Below are 18,283 nucleotides of genomic sequence, written 5' to 3'. Positions count from 1 at the left end.
ATACTTTTTAAACAGGATTTACTATCATTTTTATTATTCGGGAACCGTCCACCAAGCGAGAGCAAAAGCTTGTTCTTTCTCGTTAACTTGTTGACGATATTGAACCCGAATTTTATAGTTTCCAGAGATGGGGACAGGACAAAAAATATGTTCTAAACTATCACTATCACTCAGGGAAGCACAGGTGTATTTAGCATTATTATCCTCCTGGGCAGGTAAAAGATAAACATCTAAATTATTCAGGCCGCGATCCCGGAAACTTTCATCGAGATCATAGAGATTATTGCGGTTAGTATCGATTAGTTCTACTAAACGATCCCAAGCTAAAGTTATCGAGACAAAACTATTAGCTTTTAATGGCTTCTCTAGGGCATAATCTTGATAATCATTAGCGGTAACTGTACCGTAATCCCAACCAATGGCAGGAATAGATTCTGCGGCAGACCATTGACCATTACTAAACTGTTGGTAGGCGCGAAAAGTGTTAAGATGTCCCGTCCCCATCTGCATATCTAAAGGAATTTTCGGATCTTTATAAGCATCGGACTCTAACCAAGTTTTTTGGTCTTTAGTTAAGACCGTCCGTCTCATACCTAACCGTAACCCATCCCCCGTATCTTTAATTTTATCGGCAGCGTTAAGCATCACTGCCTTCATCACTTGATGATGACGAGAATCGACACTCCAATGGGGATTTTTTTGATTAATTTGTTGATCGCCGTATTCTTGTAAAAGTGCCACCGATGCCGTAATATGAGGGGCGGCGAAACTGGTGCCACTAACAGTATTTAATTTACCTTTGAGGTCATAAAGCTCTATTTTATTGCCGGGAGCAACTAAATTAATTGACCGCCGCGAACCATCATTAATTTCCCGTTTAATTAAACTGCGACCAATACCCACCGGCAAAGCACTAATATTAGCAAAATCAACTTTAGTAAATTTTCCTTCTCTTTTCGCTGTATAGGCGGTAGTAATGCCGTTAAAATGATCGGTGGGAATGGGAATTCCTCCCTTACCTTGATTACCAGCAATTACATAAAGAACATCATCAACTCGCGATGACCAATCAACACATTGAGTTAATAAAGCTTGACCATCTAATTTTGGTTCCTGTCTTTGATCTCTTTGCAAAGATTCCCCAAAACTAAAGTTAATGGCGCGCACATCACCGCTATTTTGTCGGGCAATATTTTGACTAGCCAGACATTCTTCCGGTTGTCCGCCCCGTCGCAAAGAACCCACCGCCCCCGAATATAATCTCGCTTTTGGGGCAACTCCGGGGATTTTTTTATCATCACTGACCATCACCGTTGCCACCATAGCGGCGTGATTATCGAGATAGGTGTTGGGTTTGGCAATTTGATCGCGAAAAAAAACACCGGCTAACTTATAGGGAGGTCGCCAAGCTGCCACTTTATCATAACCGAACTGAGCCGGTCGTCCGATTTCCACTTGACCGATGGCAATTTTTCGCCCTAATAAATTATAGGGTTCCGCCCGCAGGCGATCGGCATAAATTCCCTGTTCACCGATGGAATTAGAAAGAACTAGGGAAGGAAGCAGAATTATCGTTACTACTAACCCGACGACAAACCAAAACCCTCTTTTCATCATCAGCAATCCTGCGGCGGTAAGGTGATACCGATCCATTCTAAGACAGAAATATCAGAAAATACCTAAATCTCTTTTTTGGCTAGGCGGGATGGTAATAAAAAGCTACTGCCAAGATTAAATAGGTGGCTAGTAATAGGGTTCCATCTAACCAATTGGAACGACCAGTAAAGCTGATTAAATTAGTAACAATCACCGCTACAATTAAAGCCACCACGTTAAAGGGATTAAAATTTAAATCCATCGGTTGCTGCCAAAATTGACCGATAAAAACTAATAAAGGTGCCACGAATAAAGCCACCAATAAACTATCACCCATAGCCACGGAAACCGTTAAATCCATCTGATTTTTTAGGGCTAATTGAGTGACGGTAACTATTCCAGAAACATCGCTAATTAAAGGGATGAAAATCACCCCGATAAAGAGAGGAGTGAGATGAAATCCTTCCATCACCGATTCCACTACATCAACAAATAAATCCGACTCATAAGCTACAGCTACGGTGGAAGTAAGCAGCACAAGTAACCAAATCCAGACTTGAGCTTTTTCTTCCTCACTAACCTGATTGTCGGGGGTATTTTCATTACTTAATCCCACTTCGTAGAGATAGCTATGGGTTTTGAGGGAAAATAATAAAGTTAACCCGTAAACTATTAATAAAACCGTGGCGGTGACTAGGGAAAGACTGAGAATATCGGCAACTTCCACCACGTTAGAAGTATATATTACCAAAGTTGGTAAAGCGATCGCTATTACTGCTAAAGTCATGGAAGAACCATTTACCCGCGCTAAAATCGGTTTAAATTCCTGCTCTTTGTAGCGAATTCCTCCCGTGAGCATTCCCATGCCCATAAATAATAATAAATCGCTGAGAATACTACCGGTAATACTGGCTTGTACGATGTCCACCAAGCCTTTTTTTAGGGCAATTAAGGCAATAACTAAAGTGGTAGTATTGCCGAAGATAGCATTAACTAATCCTCCCAAAGTTGGCCCGGTGACTACGGCAACTCTTTCCACGGCCGTACTTAACCAAATTGACAGGGGAATGATCGATAAAGCGGCAGTGATAAAAATAGCTTGATCTCCCCAATTAAGACGACTAGCGACCACCGATAGGGGAATAAATAATAGGAAAGCAAAGGAGACAATTTTTCTTAAATTCATGGGTTATTAATGGCGATTTCTCCCACCATTCCCGCTTCGGCATGACCCGGAATAGTACAGATTAATTTATACTTACCGGTTTTGAGAGGAACTATTACCCATTCTGCCTGTGCATTAGGTTTTAATTCTAGTTCGTGAATCGCCCCTTTAATCTCCACTTTTCCCGCTTCAACTTTCTGCGTCCAACTAGCATCAGCGAAGTCTTTAGCGGTAAAATAATGTTTAGTGGGACTGGGATTATCGAGGATTAATTTGTATTTTTGTCCGGCAATAAAGTCTAATTGACTAGGAAAGAATTTTAATTCTCCTTGGCCGGAGCCTAGACTAATTTTAACTTCTAGAGGGGCGGAGCCGGCGAAGGCTGGAAAAGTCACTAACCAACAACTAATTAAAACTATTACTACTGCCACAAATTTTTGATAGATATACTTGGCAGCGAAGTAGGGATTAGAATTCATTTTGCTCCTCCAGCTTATAATAGAGAAAATCTGGCGGCTTTTAAGTAGCTAGACACAATCAATTACACATATCTAACTACTTCTTGCCTTTTGCCTATCCTAACCAAGAAATTAATTTTGCACGACTACTTAGGATAATTTGACAACAAGTGGTGATTCTTACCGACTCTTTTCCCTTCCATTCCCTAAAAGTCCCTTGGCTATGGTTAAAACCGCGGGACTTCTAGCCACTGTCAGTTAAATCGACAAAACTAATCTAAGCTATCGGGAGAATGGGGATAAAGTTGTTCTGCTTCCGGACAATCTTCCGAGACATTAATATCAGGATTCGTCCGCGACACCGAGGCCAGTTTTCTGCTAACCGCACCAATACTTTCTAAACGCACCATTTCTTCCCAAGAACTAATTTCGTCTTCTTCCTCTGTTTCGTAGCGAATGGTGACGAGATCGCTTTCTAGATCGACAATACGAGCATTATCAATCCATCTTTGCTGATCGCGCAAGAAAATGCAGACTTCCTGACCATCCATACAGAATTGATAAATCTTGCGGTGTAACATAAATTGCTCCTAAACAGCTTCTTTTGTTGAATTCAACTAACGGGAAGTGACAAAATGCCAGTCTCAGCAATAGCTCAAAAATTCCCGCGGATAACACAAAAGGGAGAAAAATTCCGCTAGCAGTGGCAAGAATGGGAAAGGAAAGTCAGGTTTCCGGTTTGGGGCTACGTTCTTCAAAGACATCGATTCGATTAATAGACGGCCTCGGCGATCACTAAAAAATCGCCCTTATAGAGTCATTGTGACATAAATTTTCACTTCCTAACAGTATTCCTGGATGGAATCGGCAATAAGGTTTAGGGATGAGGTTATCCCATTTTTCTTTATTCATGGCAGGCATTCTACACCCCTCTCGCGCCCCTCCAACCCCCCACATCGGGGTGGCAGGGGGGGTTGGGGGTGAGGGCAATTAACCATATCTGCCATTACTTTTGAAAAATGCTATCAGTACCGTCCCCTTTCCAACCCCGAAAAATAGCTATAGACGCTCTGTCATCTTGGCAAGTCATGGGACATCGCTCGCCACTTGATTCCGTTGGCCGATAAATAAAAAATGGCTGTGAGCTTATAGCTACTTCAGGGTAAGCGCATCTTAAGGATCCTTGACAAAATGAACTTTATGTGAGTTGCTTACCCACGATTCAGGCATATTTGAGGAGAATTTGCCATCTCAATTGTTAAGCAAAAATCGACCAAATCGGTCGAGTTCGTAACTATTCTGATTGACTGGTATCACTTGAAATGCCCACGCAGATCACAAAATTGGTCAATTGTCAATAGCGTTTGAGATGCGCTCACCTTGGGTTGGGGAGTGGGGAGACGATGCCAAATCCGGTTATACTTCATATTTACCAGAAACGCTATATTCATTTCAATCATTCCGAAATAACTAAATAAACTTCTAATCCTTTTTGACTTTCTTTGTCAAATTTTAAGCCTATTTCAGAATCTTTTATCTCTCTTATTGGAACTCTTCGGCGAGGGGTATTTTTGCCATTTTTATTAATTCGAATACTTTCAATAATAGCATTTTGACATATTTTTTTATTTTCACTGACTAAAAAAACTTTTTTACCAACTTCTAGTCTTTTATTGGGTTCCTGTGGCTCATCTGATATTTTGATAGCGCAAGCTTGTTGCTGTTGATACCAATTGACAACTTTACCGATCTTTTGAAGCTTTCCTATCTTTTTCTTCCTATCAACAAAGCAATAAAGAACTAATTCACTCATAGCTTGACATATAGCTTCGACAAAATCACATAATTGTAGTAACTCATTGGCATTAAGAACGGTATCTATTTCTTTACCATGAGCAGAATTATTACGAAGTTCTATAAAATTCTTTAATTCATTTTCCACACTACCCCTACTATTATTGTCAATAAAATTCTTAACTTTTTTATGATTTTCTATCCATTGCCAAGAATCAGTTGCAGATATGCCAGCATCGACTAAAAGTCTGGTTAATTGCTCTTTTCTCAGATTAGCTTCATGTAACAAAAAAGCGGCTGATGTGAGATTATATCTGCTTGTATTTTGGTATTCAGTATCAAATAAATTTTTGATAATGTCCCTCTCTGAAAGAGAATCGAAGCGATTTCTTTTATTTTCATTGCTCAGTAATGTAGCACAACCAGTCTGATGCTGATTTCTTACAGATTCAGGTAAATCTTGATAGCAACTATATAATTGAGGCAGCAAAATAATCCAATCTCCCACTAGATTTTCGACAAAATTTTCGTAAAGAGCATATAACCTTGTGATAGATGAACAATGATCGTTAACTCGCCACTTGTCTCCTAATGGAGCATTTGCTTGAAGATATTTTAAGTCTTCTGTGTTGAGTTGTGAAGGATTATCCGCAATAATTTCTCTAAGTTTTTCACTGATATTAATTATTGATCGAATGGTCTTTATCTCATCCTTTAGGTTATTTAAAAGTCCTTCAAACATTCTCAAATACTCTGTTTAAGAACTCGTTGAATCAGAGAATCAAAAATTTGAATACGAGCTTTAAAATCATCTTTGGTATCCCCTTCTCCGGTGAAAAGTCCTTTTTTTAATTTTTTATCTTGATGAGTAATTCCCTGGGAATCTTGAGTAAATAAGCTGATAGTTTCATCAATTATCGCTGATTTTCTAGTAATTAATTCTTGATAATCAGATAAATGGTTGCTGAAACTGATCATCACTGCATCATAGTAAACTTTATAAGCTTTCGATTTATGTGTTTTGGTTTTACTATCGAAAGGCTTAAATAACTGATCCTGATAAATGCTAGATACTAACTCTATAGTTTGGTTAAATACTCGCTCGAACTCTTGGATATTCTCGTCGGAAAAATTAAGACTTTTTTTCATCATATAATTATCCAGATATTTAGATAAATTACCAGTATATTGCTCAATATCCCTCAAGGCAAAAAAACGGAGGATTAATTCTACATCTTCCATCTTTTTATAAAATCCACTTTCTTTAAGTTCTTCTTTATCATTAATAGGAATATCCCAAGCTTTAGCAAAAATAGTATTCTCAGAAAGCTTTAATAAAAGTTCATTGAATTTCCCAGAGTAAAGACAGTTTCTTATTTCTTGGCGACTCAAAGATACACCTCCTGTATTGAGGCGTTCAAAAACCAGTTGTTTTAAAGATAAAGCTTCCTCTGGGTCCGATAGAGACTCGGTAATAACAACTATAGTTGAAATGGCTCGTCGATTGATACCATCTTTGATTTTTGCAGGAAGACTTTTATAGGTTCTTCCTTCTAATTCAGGCCAGATCTCTAACCCTGTTAATTTTAATTTGTTATTATAAAAATTCTCAATTGCTGTGATTCTTTGTTGACCATCCATTACTTCATAGGAGTTATAGGAAGTTTCATAGAGAATCAGAGGAGGTACGGGAATATTCATCAAAAAAGATTCAATTAGTCTCGATTGTTTTTGTGCGTCCCAGCGATCCCGTCTCTGATAGAAAGGACGCTTTTCCATATAGTTAGGTTTATTTAAAGACTCAGCAAAACTAGGCAACTTTTCTCGATTCATTTCTAATAATAATCTTCGTTCACCTTGTTCATATTTTTCATTAATTTCATTATCTGATAATTTTTTAACATCCTCTCCGGAACGCTTTTGCCAAGGATTTGTTTTAGTTCGTGAGATTGTCATAATTTCCCACCAGAGGGGTACAAATTGATATGACCGGACTTCCCTCATTCATTTTTAAGCATAGACTGAGGATATATACGAGAATTAAGAGTTATTGGTAATCTTCCCAGATAACTCTCAAAAGTTAATTCTCTTCAATTGGCAACTGGTCACTGATAACTGGTCACTGATAACTGATTAGGATTTTTGGCTAAAATAGGCCTCTAGTGCCTCATTGATGATTTGATTCATCGGCCGTTTTTCCGTTTCCGAAGCTTCCTTGAGACGGACAAACATATCATCGGGGACGCTGACACGGTTTTGATTTTTACGCACGCGTTTGGGTTTTGATTCAGTAGTAGTAGTTTCGGTCATTTTAGGTGTGTAGGTGGCTGAAAATGCTTGTAAAGCAGGGAAATTGACTCGGTGACAGAATTCTCCGAAGGTTTCGTTATTTTGTTGATCCTGTTGGAAGTAAACGAAAATCGGTTCTAAGACCTTTTCTAGATCATCGATCGCCATTTTATCCAAATAGGGGCGCGCTAGTCGAGTTTGATCGGCTGTTCCTCCTAACCAGAGTTGGTAGGAGTTGGGAGCGCTACCCACAAATCCTAATTCTGCCATATAGGGACGCGCGCAGCCATTGGGACATCCTGTCATGCGGATGACAAATTGCTCTTTGCTTAATCCTAAGCGATTAAGCAGGGCGCGAATGCGTTCAATCACGCTGGGTAAAATTCTTTCTGACTCAGTAATCGCTAATCCACAGGTAGGCCAAGCGGGACAGGCCATGGCATAACGGGTTAAAGGGTCAATTTCGGCGGGATTGGTGACAATTCCGTGTTCTTTCAGGATCGCCTCGATCGCTTGTTGATCCTGGGGTTCGATTTCGTAGAGAATGATATTATGGTTAGCCGTCAAGCGCATGGGCAACTGAAAACGCTCGATAATCACTTTTAAGGCGGTTTTTAGCTGAAAACTGCCTTCATTTTTGACCCGGCCATTCTCCACAGAAAGACCAAAAAATAATTTTCCGTCTCCCTGTTCATTCCATCCCAAAAAGTCTTGATATTTCCAATCGGGGAGGGGTTGGTAGGGGGCAATTTTTTGGCCGAAATAACCCTCAACAGTGCTGCGGAATTTTTCTACTCCCCATTCTTCGAGGATATATTTTATTCTGGCATGACGACGATCGCCGCGATCGCCGTAATCCCTTTGGGTTGCCACGATCGCTTTTACCAGATCATATACCTCCTCTTTGCTCACATAACCGATCGGATCGGCCATTCTGGGGAAAGTTTCCTCCTTATTGTGAGTCCTTCCCAGTCCACCCCCCGCAAGGATGTTAAAACCCTGTAATTGACCGTTTGCGTCGGTAATCACCACCAAACCGAGGTCATTGGTGTAGATATCGATGGAGTTGTCTCCCGGCACGGTGACACCGATCTTGAACTTACGGGGCATATAATGTTGACCGTAGATCGGTTCGATCGGATCGTTTTTGTTAATCCCATTTGTATCTTTTTGTCTCGCGGTCTTGACTTCCGGCGCTTCTTCTGCACTGATAACTTTTTCGCCATCGAGCCAAATTTCGTAGTAGGCTCCAGTTTGGGGAGTGAGCAAATCGGCGATATTATTGGCATATTCCCAAGCATAGCCGTATTCGGGGCGATTTTTGTAGGGGGCTGGCGGTGCGGTGACATTGCGGTTAACATCACCACAGGCCGCTAAAGTGGATCCCATACTGCGGATAATTTCCCCGAGGGTAGCTTTGAGATTTTTCTTTAAAATGCCGTGTAATTGGAAGCCTTGGCGGGTTGTCACCCGTAAAGTGCCGTTACCGTAGCGATCGGACAAACTATCGAGGGTAAGATATAGTTGCGCGGGAATAAAACCCCCCGGACTGCGGGTACGCAACATCATTTGATAGTCTTTTTCTTGACCTTTGGCTCTATTGTCGCGATTATCCTGTTGATAGGAACCGTGAAACTTGAGGATCTGCACCGCCGCATCGGTAAAATGGGTTGTATCTTCGAGGAGTTCACTGGCCAAAGGTTCTCGTAGATAATTACTGCGTTCTTTGATACCTTCGACTTTAGAAACCTTGGCGGTAGGAGAAATAGGAGTTGTAACCATCGTCTAACAGCACGATAACCTGTGGATAGGTCTTAGGAATAGGAATTTAGACAAGCTCGATCGATCCTAAGAAGTTTTACTAACATGATCTCTAGAGTTCGTTCCAGACTCTGAGGTTAACAGTAGCGATCGAGACATCAATTCTATCTTAGCTTCTTACTGTCCCCCGCGAACGCCATCTACCGATCGAGTTTTTATGACCAATTCTCCCAACATTAAAACGGTTATTAGTCAAGAACCCTACATTATTCTTAACAATCAGGGAGAATTTCTCCCTTCTATTAATCTGAGTCGTCCTAATTATAAATTGGGGCGGGATGGTCAACAGGTGGATTTAGTTGTTCCCCAACACTGGACGGTGGTGAGTCGAGTACAAGCTTGTTTTCGTCGTCAGGGAGATGATTACTATATCTACGATGGAGACGGGACTAATCCTAGTTCCAATCAACTTTTTATCAACAATCGCGTGATTACTCCCAAAGAGGGCTATCTTTTACGAAATGGGGATGAGATTAATATCGGTCAAGATGTCAAAAATTCGGTCAAGATCACCTATTATCATCCTAACCAACCAGTAAAAAGCCCACCTTTAGCTTTTAAATCGGTTTCCCTAGGCAATCGCAGTGTAGTTTTAGGACGAGATAATGCTGCCACTGTGGTTTTAGACGCGCCGACAATTTCCCGACAACACGCGATTATCGATAGCGATAACCAGAATCGTTATATTCTCTACGACAAAAGCACCAATGGAGTCTTTATCGACGGAGAAAAAGTATCGGGTAGTGCCATTTTAACTAACGGTTGTACGGTGAGAATCGGCCCCTATAGTTTTCGGTTGCAGGGAGATGACTTAGTTTTATTAGATACGGGGGATAATATCCGTCTGGATGCCGAAGATATCGTCAGGATGGTGCGGGATAAAAAGAAACAACCTTTGATAATTCTCAATCATATCTCCTTACCGATCGAACCGAGTCAATTAGTGGCGATTGTTGGGGGAAGTGGTGCGGGAAAATCGACTTTATTAAAGACTTTATTGGGAATTGAACCCACCACCTCGGGAACTGTTTATCTGAATGGGGAAGAGCTGCGCCAGAATTTTAATATCTATCGCACCCAAATCGGTTATGTTCCCCAATACGATATCGTTCACAGGGATTTAACCGTGGGAGAAGTGTTGTATTATGCCTCTAAATTAAGGCTACCTCCGGATATTAATTGCCAAGAAGTGATCGAGAAAACCCTGGAGCAGGTGGAATTGTTAGCAAGAAGAAATACTTTAGTCAGAGACTTAAGCGGTGGTCAATTAAAAAGGGTGAGTATTGCGGTAGAATTATTAGCTAATCCCAAATTATTCTTTTTAGATGAACCCACCTCGGGATTAGACCCCGGTTTAGATAAAAAGATGATGGAATTGCTGGCAAAATTGGCCAAAGAAGGCAGAACAATTCTCCTAGTCACCCATGCTACTAATAATATCAATCTCTGCGATCAATTAGTTTTTCTTGGTCAAGGGGGCAATTTATGTTATTTTGGTTCTCCGGGGGAGGCCTTAAATTTTTTCTCTTTACCTCAGGGGGATTTTGCCGATATTTATATTCATCTAGAAACTAGGGAAAAAGTTGAGCAAGAATGTCAACGTTTCCAACAATCCGACTACTACAAAAATAATATTGAAGCAAGAATTGGTAAAATATTTCAGCAAAATCATAGTAAACCGCAACAGGTTCAACAATCTTTTTGGCAACAACTACAGGTCTTATGTCAACGCTATAGCCAGTTAATTATCCGTGATCAATTTAGTTTAATTTTATACCTATTAACCGCCCCGATCGGAATTTTATTAATGGCCATGGTTTTAGGGGGCAAAAATCCTTTATTTTTGGAGGATAATCCCAGTTTTGATCAGGCTATCCAATCGGCACCTTTAGCCTTAAAAACTCTCTTTGTTTTTACCTGCGCGCAATTGTGGGTAGGTTTTGCCTGTTCCCTACAGGAAATTGTCAAAGAATCAGCAATTTATCAGCGAGAAAGATTAGTTAATCTGGGATTATTACCCTATTTATTCTCAAAAATTCTGGTTTTAGCAGCCTTAGCTTTTCTGCAAACAATTGTAATTACCTGCGTGATATTTTGGGGATTTACTGACCCGCAACCAGAATTAATGACCTGGTTAATTGGCTGTTTTATTACCACATTTTTAACTATATTTGCGGCAATTAATCTCGGTTTATTAATTTCTGCTGGCGTTAGTAATATCACTCAAGCAAATAGCGCATTACCTTTAATTTTAATTCCTCAGATTATCTTTGCTGGGGTATTATTTAGCTTAGAAAGTTTGGGGAAATATCTATCATGGTTGATGATTAGTCGCTGGTCGATTGGTGCCTACGGGGTATTAGTAGAGGTGGAAGCTATGATTGCAGAAGCGAAAGAAAACAATGATTTTAAGCTCCCTTTACCCTTTGAGGATACCAATCAAGTTTATCAATTATCTATCAATAATTTGTTATTGAATTGGGGAGTATTAATTCTTCATTCCCTTATTTATTTTCTCCTTACCTATTGGTTGCAAAAAAGAAAAGATATTTTGTGATCTGAATGATAACTGATAACTGAAGGCTAACCCTACTTAATTTAACTTCAGATCAAGAGCGATCGGACAGTCCACTTTCGTTCCCCCTAAACCGCAGTAACCGCCGGGATTTTTCGCTAAATATTGCTGATGATAAACTTCAGCATAATAAAATTCAGGTGCGTCGATAATTTCCGTGGTAATTTGACCATGGCCCGCTTTATTGAGAGCTTCTTGATAGATCGATCGAGATTTTTCCGCTAATTGCTTTTGCTGGGGATTATAAGTATAGATACCCGATCGATACTGAGTTCCCGTATCATTACCCTGACGCATTCCTTGGGTGGGATTATGACTTTCCCAGAAAACCTTTAACAGTTGTTCGTAGGAAATCACGCTGGGATCATAGACCACTAAGACCACTTCATTATGCCCAGTCATGCCGGTACACACTTCCTGATAGGTGGGATTAGGGGTGATACCAGCCGCATAACCTACGGCCGTGGTGTAAACTCCTTCTAGTTGCCAAAATTTCCGCTCTGCTCCCCAAAAACAGCCTAAACCGAACATTGCGGTTTCCATACCGGTGGGAAAGGGGGGCTGCAAAGGATGACCGTTAACGTAGTGGCCGCTAGGTACGGGCATTTTTTCCGATCGCCCGGGTAGTGCTTCCCTTGCTGTGGGCAAAGTTAATTTTTTTCCGAATCCGAATAACACCATAATAGACCTCTTGTAAAAATCAAAAATTGTTGTTAGGGCTAGGAGTCAGTAGCCAGTAGTCAGGAGTCAGGAGAATTAAGAATGAATAACAATCAATTAAATGCTCTATTTACGGATTTTATCGAAAAAATCGTAAAACCTCGCCTTAAGGCGAAAAGTTTTTGGAGCGGGGCATAAATCCCCGTGACAAAAACGGCCTCCTGCCCTCTGCCGACCGCCTCCTGCCTTCGTTAAAATTAACCAAAGTGAGGCATAAGAGTCAAAACTCCCAAGTCTAAATCTTTACTATTGATCGATTTTGCCTCATAGAGGGCTAACATATCGTTTAATTGGGGATTGCCGCAGGAGGAACCCGTTACGCCCATGGCAATAATCAAACCACAATAACCCTCGGTATTTTTGATGCGTTTTTGCCAATTGCGACGCGCGTTACGGTGGTCGGGATCATCTTGCTCGAATTCCCCAAATAGATAGAGATCACCGTTAGCCATTTTCAGAATCCCCAGATCATAACGGGTATCTTCGAGGGGATCTTCGCCGGGGTTAAAACCAATGGCCGCCAAACCGCCAGCTTGTTCGATTTTTTCGATAATTTCCTTGGCTTTCGGTCGGGAGGTCTGGATCATCACCACGGGGAAACCCTCTCCTTTTGTCGGTACGGACTGGGGTTGATAATGGATTTTTGGACGACTGCGAATTTTATCTAATAATTGCCAGGGAACCATTCCCAGACTGAGATGTGCATTATCAGGAACTAAATCCTCCTTGAGTACGGATTCTTCCTCATCATCCTCATCATCCTCATCCTCGTCGTCGTCCTCCTCCTCCAAGAGTTGCATAAATTCCGCACATAGATCGGGCATCGTGGCCACCGTCACCGCCACGGTTTCCCCTTTTGCTTGTTCGGGGTCGAGGGGAATGCGAAAACGACGCTGTAATTCTCCGATCGGTTCTTCGGATAAAGCGGATTGATTGCCTTTAAAAAAGCGCAACAGAGCTATTAAAGCTAAATATACCGTGATTGCTTCTTCTTCATCTAAATAGGGGCGAATACCTTCGTAGGGATGCACGCTGCCGAAAACTGGATGGATTTGGGAGGGGGCAGCCGAGGCTAGATCGTAGTCATCCTCATCATCGTCCTCATCATCATCGGCCAATTCGTAGCTTAAAAACCAACAATCTTGGGAAAGAAAGGCTTTTTCTAATCTTTCCATCGATTTTTCTGCTAAAGCGGACTGCCGGAATTGTTTGAGGGATTCTAGGGAACGATAGAGAATGATTCCGTATTCCCGACCGAGCATTCCCATGACACAGGCGTAAAGATTCGGGAAATCGGAGCGATCGAGCTTAATTTGCAAAATATCGTAATCAGCTAAACAGGACCAGGGTTCAGCTTTCCAAATTTCGTGAGCGGTTTTCACTAAAGCGGACTGCCAAGTGGGAGGAATTGCCGGGGGGCGGTTATTTTGGAATTCGTCGAATCCACGAAAGAGATCATCGATCAGGGGCAAACTGGGGACATAATCGATGGTGATATCGAGATCTTGCAGTACCCCGCGCAGAAAAAACTGTGTTTCTCGATCGCGGACGATAATTTTTTTCGGTCTGGCTGGCCGGGCTGGATTTTGGGGTGTTTCGATGGCGCGGATTAAGGTTCTTACCATGGCCTCCGGCCCGGTTTCAGGGGAAACTACTTCCATAGCGCGTACACAGCCCTCGCTACCATCCACCCAGATCACGCACTCGCCACCGCTTTCTTGATTTGGTTCTAGGGTGGCCCGGGGCATTCTCTCGGATAAGGATAAAGCACGACGATCTCCTTCCCAAACACTGGGAATTTGTGGGATTTTTTTGAGGCGGCTTTGGGTTGTCCGGGGCAGAAGATTCATCGGGAAATTTAGGGGTAGCTGTGTTAGGATTTTAACCTTTTCTTTTCAAGGATTCCATAGAATCATTCTATCGATTTAGTCCATAACTTGATAAATAAACCGGAAACCTGACCAAGTTCCTAGATCAAAGGCGTATTCATCAATTACACTGCCAGAACTATCCATTTTTAGACCTAAATCTAATTTTAGATCGCTCCAGAAAGCTCTGGCTATTTCTAGGGGGTTAGTCAGGGTGAGCAGTTGGGTGGCTTCTCCCTTGAGGCTTTGAGTGGCATTGAGAAGGGTCAAGGTTTTCGGGAAAGGATGACGACTGAGGATCAGTAGATTTTCTCTGATGCCCTTGGGTTGACTAATTTTCCAATGCCCTTGGCGGTCATTGGGGATGGTGGCCTTGGTTTTGGCCGCCACGACAAAGGGGGCTAATGGGCTGGAATTGCTGAAATTATCGGGGTTTTCTGAACAGGAACAGTATAAAAGCGGTTGGCGATCGCTGTCGAGGACAAGGATCAGTGCGTAGAGGGGTTGTTCTTCTTGATTCTCAATTTGATAGCGAATTTCCGTACCCACGGGCAGAATTAAGTCGTTTTTAGCGGTATTAGTCCCCCTGCTACCCGCAATTTTTTGGGTTGGCACTGTGGAGATATAGGTTTGATCGAGGCTTTCGAGGGTGACAATGACGGCTAAACCGGAGGATTCTTGATTGATCAACAAGTGCCACAATTTGCAGGCCAGCAGGGTTTCTAGTTGCGATTGCAGTCGTTTGATTCCCGATTTAATTGCTTCGTTGGCCGCCCCTAAACTACCGATAATTAGGGAGCCATTGGCAGATAATAACTGATAATTGCCAGTTTCTTCGCTACCAACTCGACTTAAGAGACAATCTACCGTTTGTTCGCCAATGTTAACCACGGCGGCCACATCGGGCAAACTGGCAAAGGTACTGGTAGCATCTACCCGTTCGATCCGGGTTAAGTTATGATCCAAACCGACGATTAAGCCGATTTTACTCGGAAAAACCCGCAATTTTTCCTCTAGAATCTGTCCTATTTCTAGGGAGGCGGTTGCTGATAATAACTGGGCTTTGGCTTTTAAACCCTGACGGGAGAGAATTTGTAGGCTGATTTCCTCCCCGGTCGCCTCAATAAAGCTCAAACAGGAGTTAATTCCGTAATTTTCCAGGATTTCTAAGGGGAGGCCGACCAGATTGACTTCTAGGGTGCGCTCATCAATAAGATTTGTAACAATTGCCGCCCCAACCCTTGACTTTTCTGACGTTGTATGATAAAGAGACACAGAATTATTTTGATTATTGGTCAGGATTGTCGGTTGCTGTTGTTGACTGCTGTGACTAGCGACGAGATTACGGAGATGGGGAAAAGCGATCGCAATTGTCGGACTGGGGGAAGCTTGCCAGAGATACTGAGTGAGATCATAGGTGAATAAGCCAGCATTGGGGCTATTACCGCTCAATTCCAGGGCAATTTGCTCTGGTTTAGCGGCAGCGAGAATAACGCCGTTACTAGGCTTATTTTTGAGGTTAAAACGGGTTTTAATATCGGCAGCGAAAGTTAATTCGGCGGGGTTAGGATCAGTAATGGTTCTAGAATAGGAACGAACGCGGAGATTACCGAGATAGGGCTGAGGTTGGGGGAGATGACTACTATCAAAAATCAAGCTAAACTTATCCGTAGCTAGACAGCGAGCCATCAGCAGGATATTTTCCTTAAGTAAAGCATTTTCTGCCCCATCCGCAGCAATAAAAACCTCTTTTCGGGCCCCAACACTGCCATAACCGCTAAAGTGAAAAATGACCACATCCCCTGCCTTGGCTTGGGCGATCAGGTGTTCTAAAAAAGCCGATTTGATCGCTTCTCCACTGGCTTGTTGTCCCGTTAAAGTTACTATATCAGCATCCTGAAAGCCAAAACGATAACGGAGAAGGTCTTTTTGTAACTCCACATCGGTAAGACAGCCGGGCAGCGGCGGAATATTCGCCCCATACTGGTCAATACCGACTAAAAGAGCCAATTTTCGGGGATTAGGGGCGGCGAGAGCGGCCAAATGACGGTTAACTGTCCCTTGACTAATCGCCAAAGTCAGCAACCCCCAACCTGTCTGCTGGATCAATTCTCGCCTAGTTATGTTCATCGAAAATTTTGGGTGGGAAACCCCGCCGTAGAACGGCGGCTTTACGTTAGAATTAAAAAGACCGTCTCGAAAACCAAGTGGGCGGACAGCACCTTGAAAACTCGGCTTAGGGAGTTCCGTTCAGAAAAGCTTGTCCGGGTAAAAAGTCGCGCGCAACAAGTACAAGAAGCGTTTAGTCAGAACCGTACCGTGGGACACACGGAATCGGGCTTCTGAAATGGAGCGAAAGTCTGTGGACTCTGTGTAAGACAGTACATGGTTTTTTAACTGTGGTATGCGACGGTGGTGGAAGCAGAAACTTAAATCGTGAGGTTTAGGAATCGCCGCCCTAAAAGTGCGGCGAGGATGTCAAGATCCTTGCATGGCGCGGATTAATTCGGCAGCTACTTCTGGACGGGAGAATTCCGGAGGTGGTAATTCTCCTTTGCGCAGCAGTTCCCGGACTTTCGTTCCCGAAAGGTGGATTCTTTCTTCAGGTAAACTGGGGCTAGTTTTGGTGGTTGCCATTCCCGAAGTGCGGGTACAGTAGAAAGCGTGTTCAAACTTCATCGGCACGATTCCCAATTCCCCAGGCTCGAACTCATCAAAGATATACTGAGCATCGTAGGTTCCGTAGTAGTCCCCGACTCCGGCATGGTCACGACCGACGATAAAATGGGTACAACCGTAGTTTTTGCGGATAATAGCGTGGAAAATCGCTTCCCGGGGGCCTGCATAACGCATAGCTGAGGGGTTGATAGCCAGAATAACGCGATCTTGGGGAAAGTATTTATCCATCATGATCTCATAGCAACGCATCCGTACATCGGCCGGCACATCATCGCTTTTGGTAGCGCCGACAAGAGGATGCAAGAATAAACCATCTACCACTTCTAGGGCGCATTTTTGAATGTATTCGTGGGCCCGGTGGATGGGATTACGGGTTTGGAAACCGACAATCGTTTTCCAAGCTTTTTCGTGGAACATTTTGCGCGATTGCAGAGGATCGATCTGATATTTGGGAAACTGGGGATGAGGATCGCGCTGAAGTAACCAAATCGGACCTGCGAGGTTAATTTCTCCCTGTTCATAGAGGACTTTTACCCCGGGATGTTTCTGGTCGTCGGTACGATAGACGTTAACTGCTTCGTGGGCCTTATTATAACGGTATTTTTGGGTTAGTTCTAGGACTCCGACAAAGTTGCCTTCGCTGTCATCTAAACGAATCCAGTTGCCTTCTTTGAGCGGATCCGCCACTTCTTCCCTAACGGAAAGAGTCACGGGAATTGCCCAGGGTAAACCATTGATTAGACGCATATCATCGACGACTTTTTCGTAGTCGTCCTGTTCCATAAAGCCTTTGAGGGGACTGAAACCACCAATAGCAATCATAACTAAATCCGAGAGCGATCGTTCATCTAAGGAAACTCGCGGTAGTTTTTCAGCTAGGGCCAGAAATTCAGCTTTTTCGGCAGCGGTAGCAATACGATTAATTAATTGCCCACCGTGGGGCGCGATTCCTTCGGTCAGTACAGTCATCGAAAAATTGGGTCTGAAACCCCGCCCTTTAGCGATAGCGGAGGGCGGCTTTATATAAGTTAGCGAGAAACAATTAAACCGTTAGAACGACGAATTAACTGAATCTTGCTAACAGCTATCTGTCCCAATCGTTTCCAATTAGTATCGCTTACAGATAGCTGTTTTTCGGTATCTCCACTAACATAACCAATTCCTTTGGGAGAAGAAACTAAATCTCCTTTACGGAACCCATGTCTTGTGGTAGAGCCACCATATTTACGTCGTTTACCACCTTTAGAAAAAACCATCAGGTGAAGTTGACGACGACTAATAGGAGGACGTTTGATGACAGCAAAGGGAGCCTTCGTTA

The 18,283-nt window shown here is 42.6% G+C and carries 12 protein-coding genes and 1 pseudogene; 1 reads left to right on the top strand and 12 read right to left on the bottom strand.

All coding sequences use genetic code 11. The features are described 5' to 3' along the window. Nucleotides 1–33: 33 nt before the first annotated feature. The 7 genes from H6G48_RS04805 to sir all read right to left on the bottom strand — a co-directional run bounded on the left by H6G48_RS04805 (nt 34) and on the right by sir (nt 9,084). Complete coding sequence (locus H6G48_RS04805) at nt 34–1,653, bottom strand: S8 family serine peptidase (protein WP_190719639.1); 1,620 nt, start codon at nt 1,651–1,653, stop codon at nt 34–36. A 43-nt stretch (nt 1,654–1,696) separates the two neighbouring features. Continuing rightward, nucleotides 1,697–2,782, bottom strand: a complete 1,086-nt coding sequence (gene cax / locus H6G48_RS04800) for a calcium/proton exchanger (RefSeq protein WP_190719635.1) — start codon at nt 2,780–2,782, stop codon at nt 1,697–1,699. Beyond that, the gene (locus H6G48_RS04795) at nt 2,779–3,240 is read right to left on the bottom strand and encodes a cupredoxin domain-containing protein (protein WP_190719633.1); all 462 of its coding nucleotides are present in this window, start codon (nt 3,238–3,240) and stop codon (nt 2,779–2,781) included. Before H6G48_RS04795 ends, cax begins: the two co-directional genes overlap by 4 nt. 251 nt (nt 3,241–3,491) lie before the next feature. Beyond that, the gene (locus tag H6G48_RS04790; protein WP_002757875.1) at nt 3,492–3,800 is read right to left on the bottom strand and encodes a DUF6679 family protein; all 309 of its coding nucleotides are present in this window, start codon (nt 3,798–3,800) and stop codon (nt 3,492–3,494) included. Between the two features lie 875 nt (nt 3,801–4,675). Next, a complete protein-coding gene (locus H6G48_RS04785) occupies nt 4,676–5,755 on the bottom strand; it encodes an MAE_28990/MAE_18760 family HEPN-like nuclease (protein WP_190719631.1) in 1,080 nt (359 codons plus the stop codon). A gap of 2 nt (nt 5,756–5,757) precedes the next feature. Further along, a complete protein-coding gene (locus H6G48_RS04780) occupies nt 5,758–7,017 on the bottom strand; it encodes a GmrSD restriction endonuclease domain-containing protein (protein ID WP_190719626.1) in 1,260 nt (419 codons plus the stop codon). A 129-nt stretch (nt 7,018–7,146) separates the two neighbouring features. Next, entirely contained in the window at nt 7,147–9,084 is a 1,938-nt protein-coding gene (gene sir / locus H6G48_RS04775) for a sulfite reductase, ferredoxin dependent (protein WP_190719623.1), read from the bottom strand. A 196-nt stretch (nt 9,085–9,280) separates the two neighbouring features. On the opposite strand from sir, the gene H6G48_RS04770 reads away from it, so the two are divergent. Beyond that, a complete protein-coding gene (locus tag H6G48_RS04770; protein ID WP_190719620.1) occupies nt 9,281–11,680 on the top strand; it encodes an ATP-binding cassette domain-containing protein in 2,400 nt (799 codons plus the stop codon). Between the two features lie 36 nt (nt 11,681–11,716). Here H6G48_RS04770 and msrA read toward each other — a convergent pair whose 3' ends face one another. From msrA to H6G48_RS04745, 5 genes and pseudogenes are all read right to left on the bottom strand, one after another. Next, complete coding sequence (msrA, locus tag H6G48_RS04765) at nt 11,717–12,379, bottom strand: peptide-methionine (S)-S-oxide reductase MsrA (RefSeq protein ID WP_190719617.1); 663 nt, start codon at nt 12,377–12,379, stop codon at nt 11,717–11,719. 236 nt (nt 12,380–12,615) lie between these two features. After that, complete coding sequence (locus tag H6G48_RS04760) at nt 12,616–14,268, bottom strand: DUF6930 domain-containing protein (RefSeq protein WP_190719614.1); 1,653 nt, start codon at nt 14,266–14,268, stop codon at nt 12,616–12,618. A gap of 75 nt (nt 14,269–14,343) precedes the next feature. Next, nucleotides 14,344–16,416 carry a caspase family protein gene (locus tag H6G48_RS04755; RefSeq protein WP_190719611.1) on the bottom strand — a complete coding sequence of 691 codons (2,073 nt, stop codon included), beginning with the start codon at nt 16,414–16,416 and terminating at the stop codon, nt 14,344–14,346. A 348-nt stretch (nt 16,417–16,764) separates the two neighbouring features. Further along, nucleotides 16,765–17,934, bottom strand: coding sequence for a sulfate adenylyltransferase (gene sat, locus H6G48_RS04750; RefSeq protein WP_190357289.1), 1,170 nt, complete (start codon nt 17,932–17,934; stop codon nt 16,765–16,767). A 59-nt stretch (nt 17,935–17,993) separates the two neighbouring features. Next, a pseudogene (locus H6G48_RS04745) lies at nt 17,994–18,283 on the bottom strand (RRXRR domain-containing protein); the annotation flags it as partial.

The sequence above is a fragment of the Microcystis flos-aquae FACHB-1344 genome (assembly GCF_014698375.1).
Lineage (GTDB): Bacteria > Cyanobacteriota > Cyanobacteriia > Cyanobacteriales > Microcystaceae > Microcystis > Microcystis aeruginosa.
Note: the sequence above shows the minus strand (reverse complement) of the source record. Positions and strands in the feature narration are given on the sequence as shown.